Source organism: Agromyces capsici (assembly GCF_058349965.1).
Map to the genome: position 1 here is coordinate 812,906 of NZ_JBYRET010000001.1, position 16,377 is coordinate 829,282.

A 16,377-nucleotide genomic window follows, 5' to 3' on the forward strand; every position below is an offset into this window, starting at 1 on the left:
CTCAGGCTCCCCAGCGGAGAGCCGGCGTGCTCACCGGGGCGTCCCAGAGCCGCAGAAGCTCGTCGTCGGCGCGCAGCAACGTGAGCGAACACCCGGCCATGTCGAGGCTCGTGATGTAGTCGCCCACGAGCGTGCGCGCCACGGTGACGCCGCGCTCCTCCAGGAGTGACGCGACGGCGCCGTACATGAGGTAGAGCTCGATGAGCGGCGTGCCGCCGAGACCGCTGAGCATGGCGATCACGGGCGCCCCGGTGAAGTCGTGGTCGGCCAGGATCGCCGACACGAGCACCTCGGCGATCTCGGCGGCCGGACGCAGCGGCGCCCGCGTGCGGCCGGGCTCCCCGTGGATGCCGACGCCCATCTCGATCTCGTCCTCCGGAAGGTCGAAGCTCGGCTTGCCGACCGAGGGCAGGGTCGCACTCGTGAGCGCGACGCCCATCGAGCGGCCGTTCTCCGAGACGCGTGTGGCGATCGCGTGGACGGCGTCGAGGTCGGCGCCCTCCTCGGCGGCGGCCCCGGCGATCTTCTCGACGAGCACCGTGGTGCCCACGCCGCGCCGCCCGGCGGTCCACGTCGAGTCCTCGACGGCGACGTCGTCGGCGACCAGCACGGTCTTCACCGGGATGCCCTCGACCTCGGCGAGCTCGGAGGCCATCTCGAAGTTGAGCACGTCGCCCGTGTAGTTCTTGACGATGTAGAGCACTCCGGCACCGGCGCTCACCGTGTGCGTGGCGGCGAGCATCTGGTCGGGCGTCGGCGATGTGAAGACCTCGCCGGCGCAGGCGGCGTCGAGCATCCCGAGGCCGACGAAGCCGCTGTGCAGCGGTTCGTGCCCCGAGCCGCCGCCGGAGATGAGGGCGACCTTGCCCTGCTTCGCCGTCGCGCGCGAGACCACGCGGTTCTCGAAGTCGACGGCGAGCTCGGGGTGGGCCGCCGCGACGCCCGTGAGGGCATCGGCCAGCACCGACGACGGTGCATCGATGAGCTTCTTCATGCGCGTGCCTCCTCTTCGACGAGCGCTTCGGTCAGGGTGGTGCGGTCGGCCTGCGTGCGCGAGACCAGCCCGAACGCGAGGGCCGCGAGGACGCCGCCGGCCAGTTCGGCGATGACGTACACGGGCCACTGCTCCCACTGCACCGTTCCGCCGAGCACCTGCTGCACGAGCATCGGGCCGGTGGTGCGGGCGGGGTTGATCGAGGCGCCGGTCGCGGGCGCCACCGGGATGATCGCGGCGAAGACGACGAGGCCGATCACCAGGCCGGCGAAGCCGGGGGCGGCCTTGCGGTGGATCACGCCGAAGACCGTGAACACCAGCAGGAACGTGCCGAGGAACTCGGCCGTGAAGGCCTGCCAGACCGGGATGTCGCCGTACGAGGCCACGCCCAGGCCGAGCTCGCTCGCCTGCGGACCGAGCGCCCCGACGATCGCGAAGGCGCCGACGGTCGCACCCAGCAGTTGCGCGATGACGTAGCCGGGCACGTCGCGCCAGGCGAACTTGCCCGTCACGGCGAGGGCGAGCGTCACGGCCGGGTTGATGTGGTTGCCCGAGATGTACCCGAACACGTACACGGTCGCGACGACGATGGTGCCGAAGGCCAGCGAGATGAAGCCGAGGTCGGCGGGGGCGAAGGGCTGGTCGCCCCTCACCAGTGCGAACGCCGGCACCGAGCCGACGCCGACGAACACGAGGAAGGCGGTGCCGAGGAACTCGGCCGCGAGCCGCTGCCAAGTCCTGTTGTCATCCATGATCTGCGTTCTCCTTTGAACCGGGGTGAGACCCGACACGGGCCCGGGATCCGAAAGTCATTCGACATTGTCGAATTCCGTTCGGTAATACCGAATACTGGACCTCGGGCATCCCGATGTCAAGAACCAGACAGAATGGGATGCGCAATGGCGCCGCGACGGACCGGGAGGGGGAACGCTGTGATCCAGTCGATCGACCGCGCAGCGAAGATCCTCGCCCTGTTGCAGGGCTCGCGGCGCATGGGCATCACCGAACTCGCGGCCGCACTCGAGCTGCCGCCCTCGACCGTGCACGGCATCGTCAAGTCGCTGCAGGCGCACGGGCTCGTCGCGCAGCAGCCGAGCGGCAACCGCTACGTGCTCGGTCCGGCCCTCCTCAAGCTGTCGAGCGTCTACCTCGACACGCTCGACGTGCGCGCCCGATCGATGCGCTGGATGCACGAGCTGTCCAGCCGGACCGGCCTCGCGACCCGCCTGGGCGTCGAACTCTTCGGCGAGGTGATCGTGATCCACCACGACCGCCGCCCCGACGGCAGCGAGCAGATGCCCGAGACGGGCGTGACGATCCCGAGCCACGCCTCGGCGCTCGGCAAGGTCCTGCTCGCCTACGATCCGGCGCACGCGGCCGACGCGCTCTCGCGCCCGCTCGTCGCACTGACCGCCGAGACCATCACCGACCCCGACCTCGTCCGCGCGGGGTTCGCTCAGATCCGTCGCGAGGGGCTCGGGTTCGAGAACGAGGAGGCCGTGATCGGCGAGTCCTCCGTCGCCGCGCCGGTCTGCTCCGACGAGGGCGAGGTGATCGCCGCGATGGCCGTGGTCATGCCGACGAGCGAGTGGCCCCCTTCCGAACGGGTCCTGAAGGAACTGAGGGAGGCCGCCCGCAACGTCTCCCGGGAACTCGGGGCACCGACATGGCCGCCGCGCTCGCCCGCCCCGACGGACTGAGATCGGGGCGGGCGGAGGCGCGCGCGTTTCAGTCGTGCTGCGGGAAGCCCAGGTTGATCCCGCCGTGGCTCGGGTCGAGCCAGCGCGACGTGATCGCCTTCTCCTGCGTGTAGAAGTCGAAGCCGCGCGGTCCGTACGCCTTCGCGTGGCCGAACAGCGAGTCCTTCCACCCGCCGAACGAGTGGTAGCCCACCGGCACCGGGATCGGCACGTTGATGCCGACCATGCCGACCGTCACCTCGCGCTGGAAGCGCCGGGCGGCGCCGCCGTCGTTGGTGAAGATCGCCGTGCCGTTGCCGTAGCGGCTGTCGTTGATGATCCGCACGCCGTCCTCGTAGCCCTCGACGCGGACCACCGAGAGCACGGGCCCGAAGATCTCGTCGCGGTACACCGCCGACGACACGGGCACCTTGTCGAACAGCGTCGGCCCCATCCAGAAGCCCTCGTCGGCGCCGTCGATCGCGTGCTCGCGCCCGTCGACGACCACGTCGGCCCCGTCGGACCTCGCCGTGTCGACGTACCCGGCGACCTTGTCGCGATGCTCGCGCGTGATGAGCGGACCCATGTCGGTGCCGCGCGTGCCGTCGCCGACCGTGAGGCGCGCCATCCGCTCGCGCACCTTGTCGACGAAGGCGTCGGCGACCGTGTCGACCGCGAGCACGACCGAGATCGCCATGCAGCGCTCGCCCGACGAGCCGAAGCCCGCGTTCACGGCGGCATCTGCCGCGAGGTCGAGGTCGGCGTCGGGCAGCACGAGCATGTGGTTCTTCGCGCCGCCGAGCGCCTGCACGCGCTTGCCGGCGGCCGTGCCGTGCTGGTAGATGTACTTGGCGATCGGCGTCGAGCCGACGAACGAGATCGCCCGCACGGTCGGGTGCTCGAGCAGCGCGTCGACCGCGACCTTGTCGCCGTGCACGACGTTGAGCACGCCGTCGGGCAGTCCGGCCTCCTGCAGCAGGCGGGCCAGCCACACGGACGCCGACGGGTCCTTCTCCGACGGCTTCAGCACGACCGTGTTGCCGGTCGCGATCGCGAGCGGGAAGAACCACAGCGGCACCATCGCCGGGAAGTTGAACGGGCTGATGATGCCCACGACGCCGAGCGGCTGGCGCACCGTGTACACGTCGATGCCCGACGAGGCGTTCTCGGAGTACTCGCCCTTGGTGTACTCGGGCATCGCGCACGCGAGCTCGACGACCTCGAGGCCGCGCGCGATCTCGCCGAGCGCGTCGGAGGTCACCTTGCCGTGCTCGCTCGTGAGGATCGCGGCGAGCTCGGTCGCGCGCCCCGCCAGCAGCTCGCGGAACTTGAACATCACCTGCTGGCGCTTGGCGATGGACGTGTCGCGCCACGCGGGGAATGCGCGCGCGGCGGCCTGCACCGCGGCATCCACGTCGTCGGCGCTCGCGTAGCGCACCTCGCGCTGCACGACGCCCCGCGCCGGGTCGTAGACGGGTCCGGTCCGCTCGGATGCGCCGGCGGCGGGGGCGCCGTCGATCCAGTGGTCGAGCACCTCGGCGGCGGGCGCGTCGCTGCGCGTCGCCCGGTCGGTGGTCGTGTCGGTCATGGTCTCGTTCCTCTCGGTCGAGTGTCCGGGTCTTCGTAGGGTGGGGAGGTCGACGGATGCCGCGGCATCCGTCTCACACGGCGACGGTGCCGAGCACCTCGTCGTAGATCTCGGCCGCCTGGGCGACCTCGTCGGCGGTGACCACGCAGGGCGGCACCACGTGGATCCGGTTGTCGGCCACGAACGGCAGCAGGCCCCGCTCGAGGAGGGCGCCCTTGAGGCGGCCCATCTCGGCGGCCGGAAGCGGCTCGCGCGTCTCCGGGTCGGTGACCAGGTCGAGCGCCCAGAACACGCCCTCGCCGCGCACCTCGCCGATGACGCGGTGCTTCTCGGCGAGCTCGGTGAGCGCGGGGGCGATGGCCTCGGCGCCGACGTCGCGCGCGTGGTCGACGATGCCCTCCGACTCCATCGCGTCGATCGCCGCGACGATCGACGCCATGGCGAGCGGATGACCCGAGTAGGTGAGCCCGCCGGGGAAGACGCGCTCGTCGAAGTCGGCCGCGATCTCGTCGCTGATGATCACGCCGCCGACAGGCACGTAGCCGGAGTTCACGCCCTTCGCGAACGTGATGAGGTCGGGCGTCACGTCGTAGCCGTCGAACGCGAACCAGCGTCCGGTGCGGCCGAAGCCGGCCATGACCTCGTCGAGGATCAGCACGATGCCGTGCCGGTCGCACAGCTCGCGCACGCCCGCGAGGTAGCCGGGCGGCGGAATGATGACGCCGGCGGTGCCCGGCACGGTCTCGAGCAGGATCGCCGCGATCGTCGTCGGCCCCTCGGCCTCGATGACCCGCCGCAGGTGCTGCAACGCGCGCTCGGTCTCCTGCTCGGGCGTCTCCGACCAGAACTCGCTGCGGTACGGGAACGGACCGAAGAAGTGCACGTGTCCGCGCGCATACCGGTTCGGGATGCGCCGCCAGTCGCCGGTCGCGACGATCGCGGCGCCCGTGTTGCCGTGGTACGAGCGGTAGGTCGAGAGCACGGTGTCGCGGCCGGTGTGCAGGCGCGCCATCCGGATCGCGTTCTCGTTGGCGTCGGCGCCGCCGTTCGTGAAGAACACCTTGTCATGCCCCTCGGGGGCGCGCGCCACGATGCGCTTGGCGGCCTCGCCGCGCGCGAGGTTCACGGTCGCCGGCCCGATCGTGGCGAGCAGCTTCGCCTGCTCGGTGATCGCTGAGACGACCGCCGGGTGCTGGTGCCCGATGTTCACGTTCACGAGCTGGCTCGAGAAGTCGAGGTACTCGTTGCCGGCGTGATCCCACACTCGGGCGCCGCGGCCGCTCGCGATCACGAGCTGCGGCGGGCTGCCTTGCGCCGACCACGAGTGGAAGACGTGCTTCGCATCGAGCTCACGCGCGAGCGCGTCGAGGTCGGCGGTCAGGTTCTCGGTCATCAGCGTCGTCGCCTTTCAGTTCAATGATGCGCCTGTGCGGGTCGGGGAGCGGCACCCGGTCGTTCCCCGACCCGCAGGCGTACCTAGTTGCCGCCCTCGTTGAGGGTGACCTCGATGGGTTCGTACGATTCGCCGAGCAGGTCGACGCCGTCGGCCTCGAGGTTCGCGATGGCCTCGTCGACGTACTCGTTGGTGTACGCGGTGTCGGGCGGGTCGGTCGTGATGACCTGCGCGCCGTCCTGGTTGTTCGTGGCGAGGGCCATCTCGACCGTGGCGTCCCACTGGTCCTCGTTGATGTGGCCGATGCCGCTCGTCGACGGCCAGATCAGCTTGTTGATCTCGTTGGCCATCCAGAGCTGGTGGCTCGTGCCGAGGGTCGACCCGGCGGCGGTCACCGCATCGGCGGCGGCCTGCGGGTCGTCGCGCTGGTCGATCCAGCCGAGGATGGCGCCCTGGATGAGCTTGACCGCGGTCTCGCGGTACTCCTCGTCGGACTCGAGCCGCTCGGTGTTCGCCCAGATCGCGTCCTGGAGCATGGCCGTGCCGACCTCGTTCCAGTCGATCACCGAGAAGTCCTCGGGCTGGTAGAGCTCGCCCGTCTCGGGGTTCACGGCCTCGAGCAGCTGCGCGTACTCGTTGTAGGTCATGGCCTGGGCGGCGTCGATCTCCTTGTTCAGCAGCGCGTTCATGTCGAAGTTCTGCTGCACGATCGTGTAGTCGGACGCGCCGGCTTCGGTGAGGCCCGCGAAGAGCTCCCACTCGTTGCCGAAGCCCCAGCTGCCGATCTGCTTGCCCGACAGGTCTTCCGGTCCCGCGATGCCGCTGTCGGCCCAGGCGACCTGCAGGGTCGCCGACCGCTCGAAGATCTGCGCGATGTTCGTGATGCCGGCGCCGGCCTCGATCGACGCCAGCGCCTTGGGCACCCACGCGATCGCGAAGTCGACGTCGCCCGCGGCGAGCACGTCCTGGGGGACGATGTCGACCGCGCCCGGGACGATCTCGACGTCGAGGCCGAGGTCCTCCCAGTACCCGTTCGCCTCGGCGAGGTAGTAGCCGCCGAACTGCGCCTGCGTGAGCCACTGCAACTGCAGGGTGACGGGCGTGAGCTCGCCGTCGGCGCTGTCGCCGTCGCCGTCGCCCGTGTCGCCGCCGCCGCTGGAGCAGCCGGCGAGCACGAGGGCGGTCGCCGCTGCTGCTGCGGCGCCCGCGAGGATCCTGTTGCGCTTCATGTGCGTTCCTCTCTTGGTGGTGGTGCGCTGGTGTTCGGGTCTGGTCAGCGGTGGCGGGAGGCGACCCTCTCGATCAGGCTGGTGAGGGCGAAGAAGACGAGGCCGAGGAGGATCGCACCGATCACGAACGCCCATGCGCGGGCGTAGGCGCTGGATGCCGCGGCCGTCGTGATCGCGGAACCGAGCCCCTCACGCGGGCCGCCGAAGTACTCGGCCACGAGCGCGGAGATCACGGCGAGCGATGAGGCGATGCGCAGGCCCGTGAAGAAGTGCGGCAGGGCCGAGGGGATGGTGACGGCGCGCGTCTGCTGCCATCCGGTCGCGGCGTACGAGCGCATGAGGTCGCGGTGCACGGGACGCACCTGGCGAAGGCCCCGGAGCGTGTTGAGGAACACGGGCACGAACGCGGCGAGCGAGGCGATCAGGATGCGCGCGACCTCGGAGGTCGAGCCGAACATCGTGTAGAGCACCGGCGCGAGCGCGACGATCGGCACGACCGCCACGGCGGCGACGATCGGGGCGAGCATGCCGTCGATCGCGCGGATGGTCGACGCCGCGATCGCGAGTACCACGCCGAGCACCGCCCCGATCACGAGGCCGATGAGCGCGTTCAGGCCGGTCGCGAGCGTCGCGGCGAGCACCTGCGGCGCGTACTGCACGAGCTGCGCCCAGATGGCCGACGGGCTCGCGAGCACGAACGGCGGGATGCCGGCCGCGACCACTACGAGCTCGACGAGCAGCACCAGCACGACGAACAGCAGGATCGGCGGCACGACGAGGGCGACGAAGCGGCGGAGCCATCCTGTGGGTCGAGGAGCACGCGAAGCGCGCGTCTCGAGGCCCGTGACGGCGACCTCGGGGTCTCGAGACGGCGCCGGGGGCGCCTCCTCGACCCGCACAGGCGGTGCATTCGTCATCGCACGTCCACCCCCCGCGCGCTGCCGGCTGCGGGCGCGGCCTGGGGTCCGTGCAGCGCCTCGCGGACGGCCGTGACGCCGGCGAAGAACGCGGCGTCCTCGCGCAGGTCCTCGCCGCGCTCGGCCGCGTCGCCGAGGCGCACGTCGATCTCGTCGGTGATGCGCCCGGGGCGCGGCGACATGACGACGACCCGGTCGGAGAGGTAGACGGCCTCGGGGATCGAGTGGGTCACGAACACGACGGCGGCGCCGGTCTCGGTGCGGATGCGCAGCAGCTCGGTCTGCATGCGTTCGCGGGTCATCTCGTCGAGCGCGCCGAACGGCTCGTCCATGAGCAGCAGCCGCGGCTGCTCGGCGAGCGAGCGGGCGATCGCGACGCGCTGCTGCATGCCGCCCGAGAGCTGGTCGGGGTAGTGCTTCGCGAAGTCGGCGAGTCCGACGAGGTCGAGCAGCTCGGCCACGCGCGAGCGGCGCTCGGCGGCGGCGACGCCGTGCAGCTGCAGGGGCAGCTCGATGTTCGCCGCGACCGAGCGCCACGGCAGCAGGCCTGCCTGCTGGAACGCGATGCCGTACGACTGGTCGATGCGGGCCTGCTTCGCGGTCTTGCCGAACACCCGGATGTCGCCCGCCGTGGGTTCGTCGAGGTCGGCGATGAGGCGCAGCAGCGTGGACTTGCCGCAGCCAGACGGGCCGATCAGCGAGACGAACTCGCCGGCGTGCACCGTGAGGTCGATGCCGGTGAGGGCGGTGACCGTGGCGCCCTTCGCGCCGGTGAACACGCGCTCGACGCCTCGGACCACGACGGCCTCGGAGGCGTCGGCGGCGGGGGTCGCGGCAGGGGCGGGGGCGGTCGAGCTCATGCGACGGTCTCCTGTCGGCGGAACGGGCTGAGGAAGGCGGCGAGGAGGGCGACGAAGCCGGCCGCAACGAGGCCGAGCAGGACCGCCCCGAGGATGGGCGCCCAGGGCTTGGCCGGGTCGCTCGACGCGGCGACCGCGGTCTCGAGAATGAGCCGGCCGATGCCGCCCGTGAAGCCCACCGAGATCTCGGCCACCACCGTGCCGACGACCGCGTTCGCAGCGGCGAGCCGCAGTGCGGGGATCAGGAACGGCACGCTCGCGGGAAGGCGCAGGCGGAACAGCGTGGTCCACCAGCCGGCCGCGTAGCTGCGCATGAGGTCGAGGTGCGCGGCATCCGGTGACTGCAGGCCGCGCAGGGCGCCGACGGCGACCGGGAAGAAGGCCAGGTAGCTGGCGATGATCACGACCGACATCCAGCTCTCCCACGAGAACGCGCCGAACTCCAGGCGCGAGCCCCAGTTGCGGATGAGCGGCGCGAGCGCGATGAGCGGCACGGTCTGGCTCAGGATGACGAACGGGAGCACGGCGCGCTCGGCGATGCGGAACCCGAGCATGAGCAGCGCGAGCGCGAACCCGACGACGACGCCCACGAGCCACCCGAGGGCCGCGACTCCCAGGCTCGTGAGCGCCGCAAGCAGCACGACGACGCCGAGCGGCAGGGCGCCCGGCGCGCGGGTCACGGGCTCGACGATGCGGGCGAACATCTCCCACGTGTGCGGCATCGCCTGGTCGCTCGTGCGCGGCAGGAGCCGGATGCCGCTGCCCGTCACGCCCTCCTGCGCGCCGATCAGCCATCCGTCGGCGGGACCGACGAGCTTGTACAGCTCCCACAGCGCGGCGAGCGCGACGACCCCGAGGGCACCCCACAGCACCGCGCGCCAGCGGCGCGTGCGCGCGCCCGCGCGTGCCGGTCGAGGAGCGCCCGGCGGAGCCGGACGCGTCTCGAGACCCGCCGTCACATCCGTCATGCCTTCGCCACGACGTGCTCGGAGAGCGCCGGGATCACGGTCTCGCCGTACACCCGCAGCGTCTCCTCCTTGTTGTCGTGCTGGAGGTACCCGGCGAACTGGTCGACGCCGAGCTCGGCGAGGGCCTTCAGCTTCTGGATGTGCTGGTCGGCGGAGCCGAGCACGCAGAACCGCTCGACGATCTCGTCGGGCACGAAGTCGACATGGTCGTTGTCGGCCTTGCCGTGCGTGTTGTAGTCGTAGCCCTCGCGACCGCGGATGTAGTCGGTGAGCGCGTCGGGCACGGTGCCGTGCATGCCGTACTTCGCGACGATGTCGGCGACGTGGTTGCCGACCATCCCGCCGAACCAGCGGCACTGGTCGCGCATGTGCGACCAGTCCTCGCCGATGTACATGGGCGCCGCCACGCAGAACTTGACCGACATCGGGTCGCGGCCGACCTTCTCCGCGGCATCCCGGACCGTCTTGATCATCCACTCGGCGATGTCGAGGTCGGCGAGCTGCAGGATGAACCCGTCGCCGACCTCGCCCGCGACGCGCAGCGCCATGGGGCCGTACGCGGCGACCCACACCTCGAGCTCGGACCCCTTGCTCCAGGGGAACCGGATGTTCGAGCCGTGGTAGTCGACGGCCCGCGAGTTGCCGAGCTCACGGATCACGTGGATCGACTCGCGCAGCTCGGTCATCGTCGTCGGCTTGCCGTTCGTGACGCGCACCGCCGAGTCGCCGCGGCCGATGCCGCACACGGTGCGGTTGCCGAACATCTCGTTGAGGGTCGCGAAGACGGACGCCGTGACCGTCCAGTCGCGCGTCGCCGGATTCGTCACGAACGGGCCCACCTTGATGCGCTGCGTCTGCGCGAGGATCTGGCTGTAGATGACGTAGGGCTCCTGCCACAGGATGTGCGAGTCGAACGTCCACACGTGGCTGAAGCCGTGCACCTCGGCGAGCTTCGCGAGCTGGATGGTCCGCGATGCCGGGGGGTTGGTCTGGAGGACCGCTCCGAATTCCATCCGATGCTCCTTTCGTTGTGCGGGTCGAGGAGGCCGCTCGCGGCCGTCTCGAGACCCGGTTTGCTCGGGCCCTGCGGTTTCGAGACGGCGCTGGCGCGCCTCCTCAACCCGCAGACGATGTTCAGATGAGGTACTGGCTGAGGCCGCGCTTGAGGTACTGCCCGTGGCCGGCCGCACCCGTGAACGCGTCGTTCTCCACGACCACCCGGCCGCGGCTCATGACGGTGTCGACCTTGCCGTCGATCTCGTAGCCCTCCCACGCGGAGTAGTCCATGTTCATGTGGTGGGTCTTCTCGAGGCCGATCGACGTGTGGCCCTTCGGGTCGTAGACGACGATGTCGGCGTCGGCCCCGGGCTGGATGACCCCCTTGCGCCCGTAGAGTCCGAACATCCGGGCCGGCGTGGTGCTCGTGAGCTCGACCCAGCGCTCGAGCGTGATCTCGCCCGTGACGACGCCCTGGTACATGAGGTCCATGCGGTGCTCAATCGAGCCGATGCCGTTCGGGATCTTCCGGAAGTCGCCGAGGCCGAGCTCCTTCTGGTCCTTCATGCAGAACGGGCAGTGGTCGGTCGAGACCATCTGCAGGTCGTTCGTGCGGAGGGCCTGCCACATCGAGTCCTGATGCCCCTCGGCGCGGCTGCGGAGCGGCGTGGAGCACACCCACTTCGCGCCCTCGAACGCGCCCCACTCGTCGGACTTCGCGCCGAGCTGGTCCTCGAGCGAGAGGTAGAGGTACTGCGGGCAGGTCTCGCCGTAGACGTTCTGGCCCTTGTCGCGCGCCCACGCGAGCTGCTCGACGGCCTGCTTGGCCGACACGTGCACCACGTAGAGCGGCGCGCCCGTGAGCTTCGCGAGCATGATCGCGCGGTGCGTCGCCTCCTCCTCCATCTCCCAGGCGCGGGCGATGCCGTGGTAGTACGGGTCGGTCTTGCCCTGGTCGACGAGCTGCTGCGCGAGCACGTCGATCGCCGGCCCGTTCTCGGCGTGCATCATCGTGAGCATGCCGGTGTCGCGCGACACCTGCATGGCCTTCAGGATCTGCGCGTCATCCGAGTAGAAGACGCCGGGGTAGGCCATGAACATCTTGAAGCTCGTGACGCCCTCGTCGGGGAGCTTCTTCATCGCCTCGAGGGATGCCTCGTTGACGTCGCCGACGATCTGGTGGAACCCGTAATCGATCGCGCAGTTGCCGCCGGCCTTCTCGTGCCAGGCCGCCAACCCGTCTTCGAGCCGCTGGCCGTACGTCTGCACCGCGAAGTCGATGATCGAGGTCGTGCCGCCGTGCGCCGCGGCACGCGTGCCCGACTCGAACGTGTCGCTCGCCTCGGTGCCGCCGAAGGGCAGCTGCATGTGGGTGTGCGCGTCGATGCCGCCGGGGATCACGTACTTGCCGGCGGCGTCGATGACGCGATCGACGGATGCCGCGACATCCGTGCCCATGAGCTCGCTGCCGGGCTGCAGCACGGCGACGATGCGCTCGCCGTCGACGAGCACGTCGGCCTCGACGCGCCCGGTCGCGCTCACCACGGTGCCGCCGGAGATGAGGGTGGTCGTCATTGCTTCTCCTGTTCTGCGGATCGAGTAGGACCGAAGGCCCGTATCGAGATCACGTCGCCGGGTCTCGATACGCGCTCCGCGCTACTCGACCACCACTTCGTTACGGCTTCGGGATGGACGTGTAGGAGTCGGGCCGGCGGTCGCGGTAGAACTGCCAGGCGTTGCGCACCTGGCGGATCATGTCCATGTCGAGGTCGCGGACCACGACCTCCTCGTGCGAATCCGAGCCGTATTCGCCGACGATGTTGCCCTGCGGGTCGACGAACTGGCTCGAGCCGTAGAAGTTCACGGCGAGCTCGCCGTACTCGTTGTCCTCGAGGCCCACTCGGTTCGGCGCGCCGATGAAGTAGCCGTTGGCGGCGGCCGCGGCGGGCTGCTCGATCTCCCAGAGGCGCGCCGAAAGGCCGGGCTTGGTCGCGTTGGGGTTGAAGACGATCTGCGCGCCGTTCAGGCCCAGCTCGCGCCATCCCTCGGGAAAGTGCCGGTCGTAGCAGATGTAGACGCCGATCGGACCGACTGCGGTCTGGAAGACGGGGTACCCGAGGTTGCCGGGGCGGAAGTAGAACTTCTCCCAGAACCGGTCGAGGTGCGGGATGTGGTGCTTGCGGTACTTGCCGAGGATGGTGCCGTCGGAGTCGACGACGACCGCGGTGTTGTAGTAGACGCCGGGCTGGTCCTCCTCGTAGATGGGAAGGATCATGACCATGCCGAGCTCCTTGGCGAGCGCCGCGAAGCGCTGCACGATCGGGCCGTCGGCGGGCTCGGCGTAGTCGTAGTACTTCACGTCTTCGGTGATGCCGAAGTACGGACCGTAGAACAGCTCCTGGAAGCAGATCACCTGCGCGCCCTGCTCCTTGGCCTGCCGGGCGAACTGCTCGTGCTTGTCGAGCATCGACTCCTTGTCGCCCGTCCAGGTCGTCTGGGTGATGGCTGCTCGAACGATCGTCATGGTGCCTCCTGAGTCGGTCGGCGTCGTTGCCGCCCGCCCGGACAGGCGTGGAGCGCGTGCTGCGCTAGTGCCTTCCGTGCGTGCCGGGACGCCGAGAGATGGTGCCGAGGACCGGCGTCGGCTGGGGACCGGCGACGGAGGAGCGGGGCTTGCGACCCGTTCTGTTATTCTTCGGCGTGAACATTTCCCTTTTGTTTCACTCTGTGACGTGGTGGTTAAACATCCTGTCCCTTGCTGCGTGAGGAGGCAATGGTGCATTCAGGTGGTCGGGTGGATGTTTCGGAGCTCACGACGCTCGCTTCCTTCGACGACACGACCCCGCGCGGCATCGCGGGCGACCTCGCGCGCCTCGTGAACAGCGGGGAACTGGCCGCGGGCGTGCGGCTCCCGACCGTGCGCGACCTGGCCTCGACGCTGGGCGTCAGCCCCGCCACGATCAGCCAGGCGTGGCAGGCGCTCGCCCGCGCCGGGCTCATCGAGTCGCGCGGGCGCGCGGGCAGCTACGTGCGACGCGATGCGGCCGACGGCCCCGCGATGCGCATGCGCGGCATGGCCGCACCGAACGACCCCGTACGACTCGACCTCTCGCGCGGAACGCCCGACCCACTGCTGCTGCCCCCGCTCGGCCCGGCGATCTCGCGAATCTCCGCACGCGCCGACGTCGGCAGCTACCAGGACGAGCCCGTCCTGCCCGGCCTCGCCGCGGTGCTGCGCGACTCGTGGCCGAGCGATGCCGAGTCGATCGCGGTCGTCGACGGCGCGCTCGATGCGATCTCGCGCACGCTCGACCAGGTCGTGCGCTTCGGCGACCATGTCGTCGTCGAGCACCCGGGCTTCCCGCCGTTCCTCGACCTGCTCGACCTGCTCGGCGCCGAGGCGATCCCCGTCGCGGTCGACGAGCACGGGATGTCGCCCGAGGGGCTCGCCACGGCACTGCGGCGTCGACCGTCGGCCGTGCTGCTCCAGCCGCGCGCGCAGAACCCGACGGGCGCGTCGATGACGGCCGCGCGAGTGCAGGCGCTCGCCCGCGTCATCCGCTCGGCCGTGGACGACCACGCGCTCGACGTCGTCGTCATCGAAGACGACCACTCGGGGCTCATCTCGACCGAGGGCGACGTCACGCTCGGCGCGCACCTGCCCGAGCGCGTGGTGCACGTGCGCAGCTTCGCGAAGTCGCACGGGCCCGACCTGCGCATCGCCGCGATGGGCGGGCCGCGCGAGCTCATCGACCGCATCATGGCCCGCCGCATGCTCGGCCCGGGGTGGACGTCGCGCCTCCTGCAGTCGATCCTGCTCGACTTGCTGACGGATGGCGCGGCCATCGACGCCGTCGCCGAGGCCCGGCGCGCGTACTACACGCGCCAGCGCGCGCTCGGCGATGCGCTGCGTGCGCGCGGCGTGCCCGTCGCGCACGCCGACGGGATCAACCTGTGGATGCCGGTGCTCTCGGAGCGCTCGACGCTCGTGCAACTCGCCGCGGCGGGGATCCGCGTCGCGGGCGGGACCCCGTTCCTGGCCGCGGCGAACGGGTCGCCCGTGGCGGGAGCTCGGCGCGGGCCGGAGGGTGAGTTCGTGCGGGTCACCGTGGGCGTGGTGCGCGACGACGCGGCATCCGTCGCCGACGCGCTCGCGAGCGCGGCGCGCCACGTGGCCGCGGGCGGGTACTGAGCCGTGTTCGACTCGCCCTCCGCAGAGCCCTGATCGGCGTGCGTTCTCGACAGTGAAATGCCTGATCTGGGGTGGAATTCTGCGCTGCACGAATGTCGGTGGGTGGGTGCAGGATCGAGGCATGGGATCACCGGTGGCGTCGCTCGAGCGAGAGGTCGCGGCGCTGCGCGCGGCGTGGGTCGACGCGATGCCCGCGTTCGGCGCAATGCCCGGCGACGCGCAGACCGAGGTCGAGCAGATGAGCGATGCCGGGCTGGTGCGGGTGACCGACTCGCTGGCGCGGCTGCGGCGTGAGGTCGACGGGGTGCTGGTCCGGGTCGCGGCCGAGATCGCCCGCCGGTCCGGGCCCGAGTTCGGCGACACCGGGCTAGCGAAGGCCCACGGGTTCCACAACCCGGTGCGACTGATCGCCGCGGCCACCGGCGGATCGCGCGCTGACGCGGCCCGGCTGGTCGCGGTGGGCGCCGCGACCGCCGGACGTGCCACGTTCACCGGCGGTCGGGCGCCGGCCCGGCACCCGCACGTCGCCGCCGCGCTGGGCTCGGCTGCGATCAGCCTCGACGCGGCCGCTGCGATCACGGGCATGCTCGACCGGGTCGCGATGCGCGCCGACCCGGCCCTGGCCGACACCGCCGAGGCCGCGCTGGTGCGCCTGGCCGGCCAAGTACCGCTCGAGATCCTGCAGCGCGGGGTGCGCGAGGCCGAGGCCCGGCTCGACGCCGACGGAGTCGAACCCCGTGAAGACGCGCTCCGCATGGAGCGCTCGCTGACCATCCGTGAAGATCGCACCGGCATGGTGCACCTGCACGCTCGCCTCGATCCCGAGAGCGCCGCGCCGGTGAAGGCGGCGATCGAAGCGCTCGTGGCCGACGTGTTGCGCAGGCGCGAACCCGTCGCGGGTGGCCCCGGTCCGGTCCTCGACGACCGGCGCAGCATCCCGCAGATCCAGGCCGACGCGCTCGCCGACCTCGCCCGGCACGCCCTCGGCTGCACCGACGCGCCCACCCCGCTGGCCAAGACCACCGTCATCGTCCGCCTCGACCTCGACACCCTCGTCACCGGGCTCGGGCACGCGAGCATCGACGGCCTCGACCAGCCCATCTCCGCCGGCACCGCCCGCCGCATGGCCGCCGACGCCGAACTCATCCCCGCCGTGCTCGGCGGCGAGAGCCTCCCCCTCGACCTCGGCCGCGCCGCCCGCCTGTTCACGAAGGCGCAGCGGCTCGCGCTCGGCGAACGGGACGGCGGCTGCGCCTGCTGCGGACAGAACATCGGCTACGTCGAAGCCCACCACATCGACTGGTGGGAACGCGACACCGGCCCCACCGACCTCGCCAACGGGGTGCACCTGTGCAGCTACTGCCACCGCATGATCCACCGCGACGGCTGGATCATCCGCGCGACCGCCAACTCGATCTGGTTCATCCCACCCCCGCACATCGACCCCGACCAGACACCCAGGCTCGGCGGCCGAGCACGCTTCGAGATCGCGACGTCGGAGGTGGCGGCGTGACGCGCGGCACGGATTGCGGGGTGGCCGCCGCGCGCCCGTCGGTCTACC

At 70.9% G+C, this 16,377-nt stretch carries 14 protein-coding genes; 3 read left to right on the plus strand and 11 right to left on the minus strand.

What is annotated here, in order from left to right; genetic code table 11:
• Window position 1: 1 nt before the first annotated feature.
• Both dhaK and AC3RKB_RS04040 read right to left on the minus strand, forming a co-directional pair.
• Window positions 2-994 (minus strand): dihydroxyacetone kinase subunit DhaK, encoded by a 993-nt coding sequence (gene dhaK / locus AC3RKB_RS04035; protein WP_491434691.1) that lies wholly within the window; start codon window positions 992-994, stop codon window positions 2-4.
• Complete coding sequence (locus AC3RKB_RS04040; protein WP_491434692.1) at window positions 991-1,746, minus strand: MIP/aquaporin family protein; 756 nt, start codon at window positions 1,744-1,746, stop codon at window positions 991-993. Before AC3RKB_RS04040 ends, dhaK begins: the two co-directional genes overlap by 4 nt.
• Window positions 1,747-1,926: 180 nt before the next feature.
• Between AC3RKB_RS04040 and AC3RKB_RS04045 the strand changes: the two genes are divergently transcribed.
• Window positions 1,927-2,694: an IclR family transcriptional regulator gene (locus AC3RKB_RS04045; protein ID WP_491434693.1), complete on the plus strand. Its 768-nt coding sequence runs from the start codon at window positions 1,927-1,929 to the stop codon at window positions 2,692-2,694.
• A 28-nt stretch (window positions 2,695-2,722) separates the two neighbouring features.
• Here the strand turns inward: AC3RKB_RS04045 and AC3RKB_RS04050 are convergent, their stop codons facing one another.
• The 9 genes from AC3RKB_RS04050 to AC3RKB_RS04090 all read right to left on the minus strand — a co-directional run bounded on the left by AC3RKB_RS04050 (window position 2,723) and on the right by AC3RKB_RS04090 (window position 13,148).
• The gene (locus tag AC3RKB_RS04050; protein ID WP_491434694.1) at window positions 2,723-4,261 is read right to left on the minus strand and encodes a CoA-acylating methylmalonate-semialdehyde dehydrogenase; all 1,539 of its coding nucleotides are present in this window, start codon (window positions 4,259-4,261) and stop codon (window positions 2,723-2,725) included.
• 73 nt (window positions 4,262-4,334) lie between these two features.
• Complete coding sequence (locus tag AC3RKB_RS04055; protein ID WP_491434695.1) at window positions 4,335-5,654, minus strand: aspartate aminotransferase family protein; 1,320 nt, start codon at window positions 5,652-5,654, stop codon at window positions 4,335-4,337.
• An 83-nt stretch (window positions 5,655-5,737) separates the two neighbouring features.
• Window positions 5,738-6,883 carry an ABC transporter substrate-binding protein gene (locus AC3RKB_RS04060; RefSeq protein WP_491434696.1) on the minus strand — a complete coding sequence of 382 codons (1,146 nt, stop codon included), beginning with the start codon at window positions 6,881-6,883 and terminating at the stop codon, window positions 5,738-5,740.
• A 44-nt stretch (window positions 6,884-6,927) separates the two neighbouring features.
• Entirely contained in the window at window positions 6,928-7,800 is an 873-nt protein-coding gene (locus AC3RKB_RS04065) for an ABC transporter permease (RefSeq protein WP_491434697.1), read from the minus strand.
• Window positions 7,797-8,660 carry an ABC transporter ATP-binding protein gene (locus AC3RKB_RS04070; RefSeq protein WP_491434698.1) on the minus strand — a complete coding sequence of 288 codons (864 nt, stop codon included), beginning with the start codon at window positions 8,658-8,660 and terminating at the stop codon, window positions 7,797-7,799. The genes AC3RKB_RS04065 and AC3RKB_RS04070 overlap by 4 nt, the downstream gene beginning before the upstream one ends.
• Window positions 8,657-9,628: an ABC transporter permease gene (locus tag AC3RKB_RS04075; protein WP_491434699.1), complete on the minus strand. Its 972-nt coding sequence runs from the start codon at window positions 9,626-9,628 to the stop codon at window positions 8,657-8,659. Before AC3RKB_RS04075 ends, AC3RKB_RS04070 begins: the two co-directional genes overlap by 4 nt.
• Window positions 9,625-10,641, minus strand: a complete 1,017-nt coding sequence (locus AC3RKB_RS04080) for a TIGR03842 family LLM class F420-dependent oxidoreductase (protein WP_491434700.1) — start codon at window positions 10,639-10,641, stop codon at window positions 9,625-9,627. The genes AC3RKB_RS04075 and AC3RKB_RS04080 overlap by 4 nt, the downstream gene beginning before the upstream one ends.
• A gap of 121 nt (window positions 10,642-10,762) precedes the next feature.
• Window positions 10,763-12,199, minus strand: coding sequence for a dihydropyrimidinase (hydA, locus tag AC3RKB_RS04085; protein ID WP_491434701.1), 1,437 nt, complete (start codon window positions 12,197-12,199; stop codon window positions 10,763-10,765).
• A gap of 100 nt (window positions 12,200-12,299) precedes the next feature.
• On the minus strand, window positions 12,300-13,148 hold the full coding sequence (locus AC3RKB_RS04090; RefSeq protein WP_491434702.1) for a nitrilase-related carbon-nitrogen hydrolase: 849 nt from the start codon (window positions 13,146-13,148) through the stop codon (window positions 12,300-12,302).
• Between the two features lie 270 nt (window positions 13,149-13,418).
• On the opposite strand from AC3RKB_RS04090, the gene AC3RKB_RS04095 reads away from it, so the two are divergent.
• Together AC3RKB_RS04095 and AC3RKB_RS04100 are read left to right on the plus strand one after the other, a co-directional pair.
• Window positions 13,419-14,816: an aminotransferase class I/II-fold pyridoxal phosphate-dependent enzyme gene (locus AC3RKB_RS04095; protein ID WP_491434703.1), complete on the plus strand. Its 1,398-nt coding sequence runs from the start codon at window positions 13,419-13,421 to the stop codon at window positions 14,814-14,816.
• 121 nt (window positions 14,817-14,937) lie between these two features.
• The gene (locus tag AC3RKB_RS04100; protein WP_491434704.1) at window positions 14,938-16,329 is read left to right on the plus strand and encodes an HNH endonuclease signature motif containing protein; all 1,392 of its coding nucleotides are present in this window, start codon (window positions 14,938-14,940) and stop codon (window positions 16,327-16,329) included.
• Window positions 16,330-16,377 lie beyond the last annotated feature (48 nt).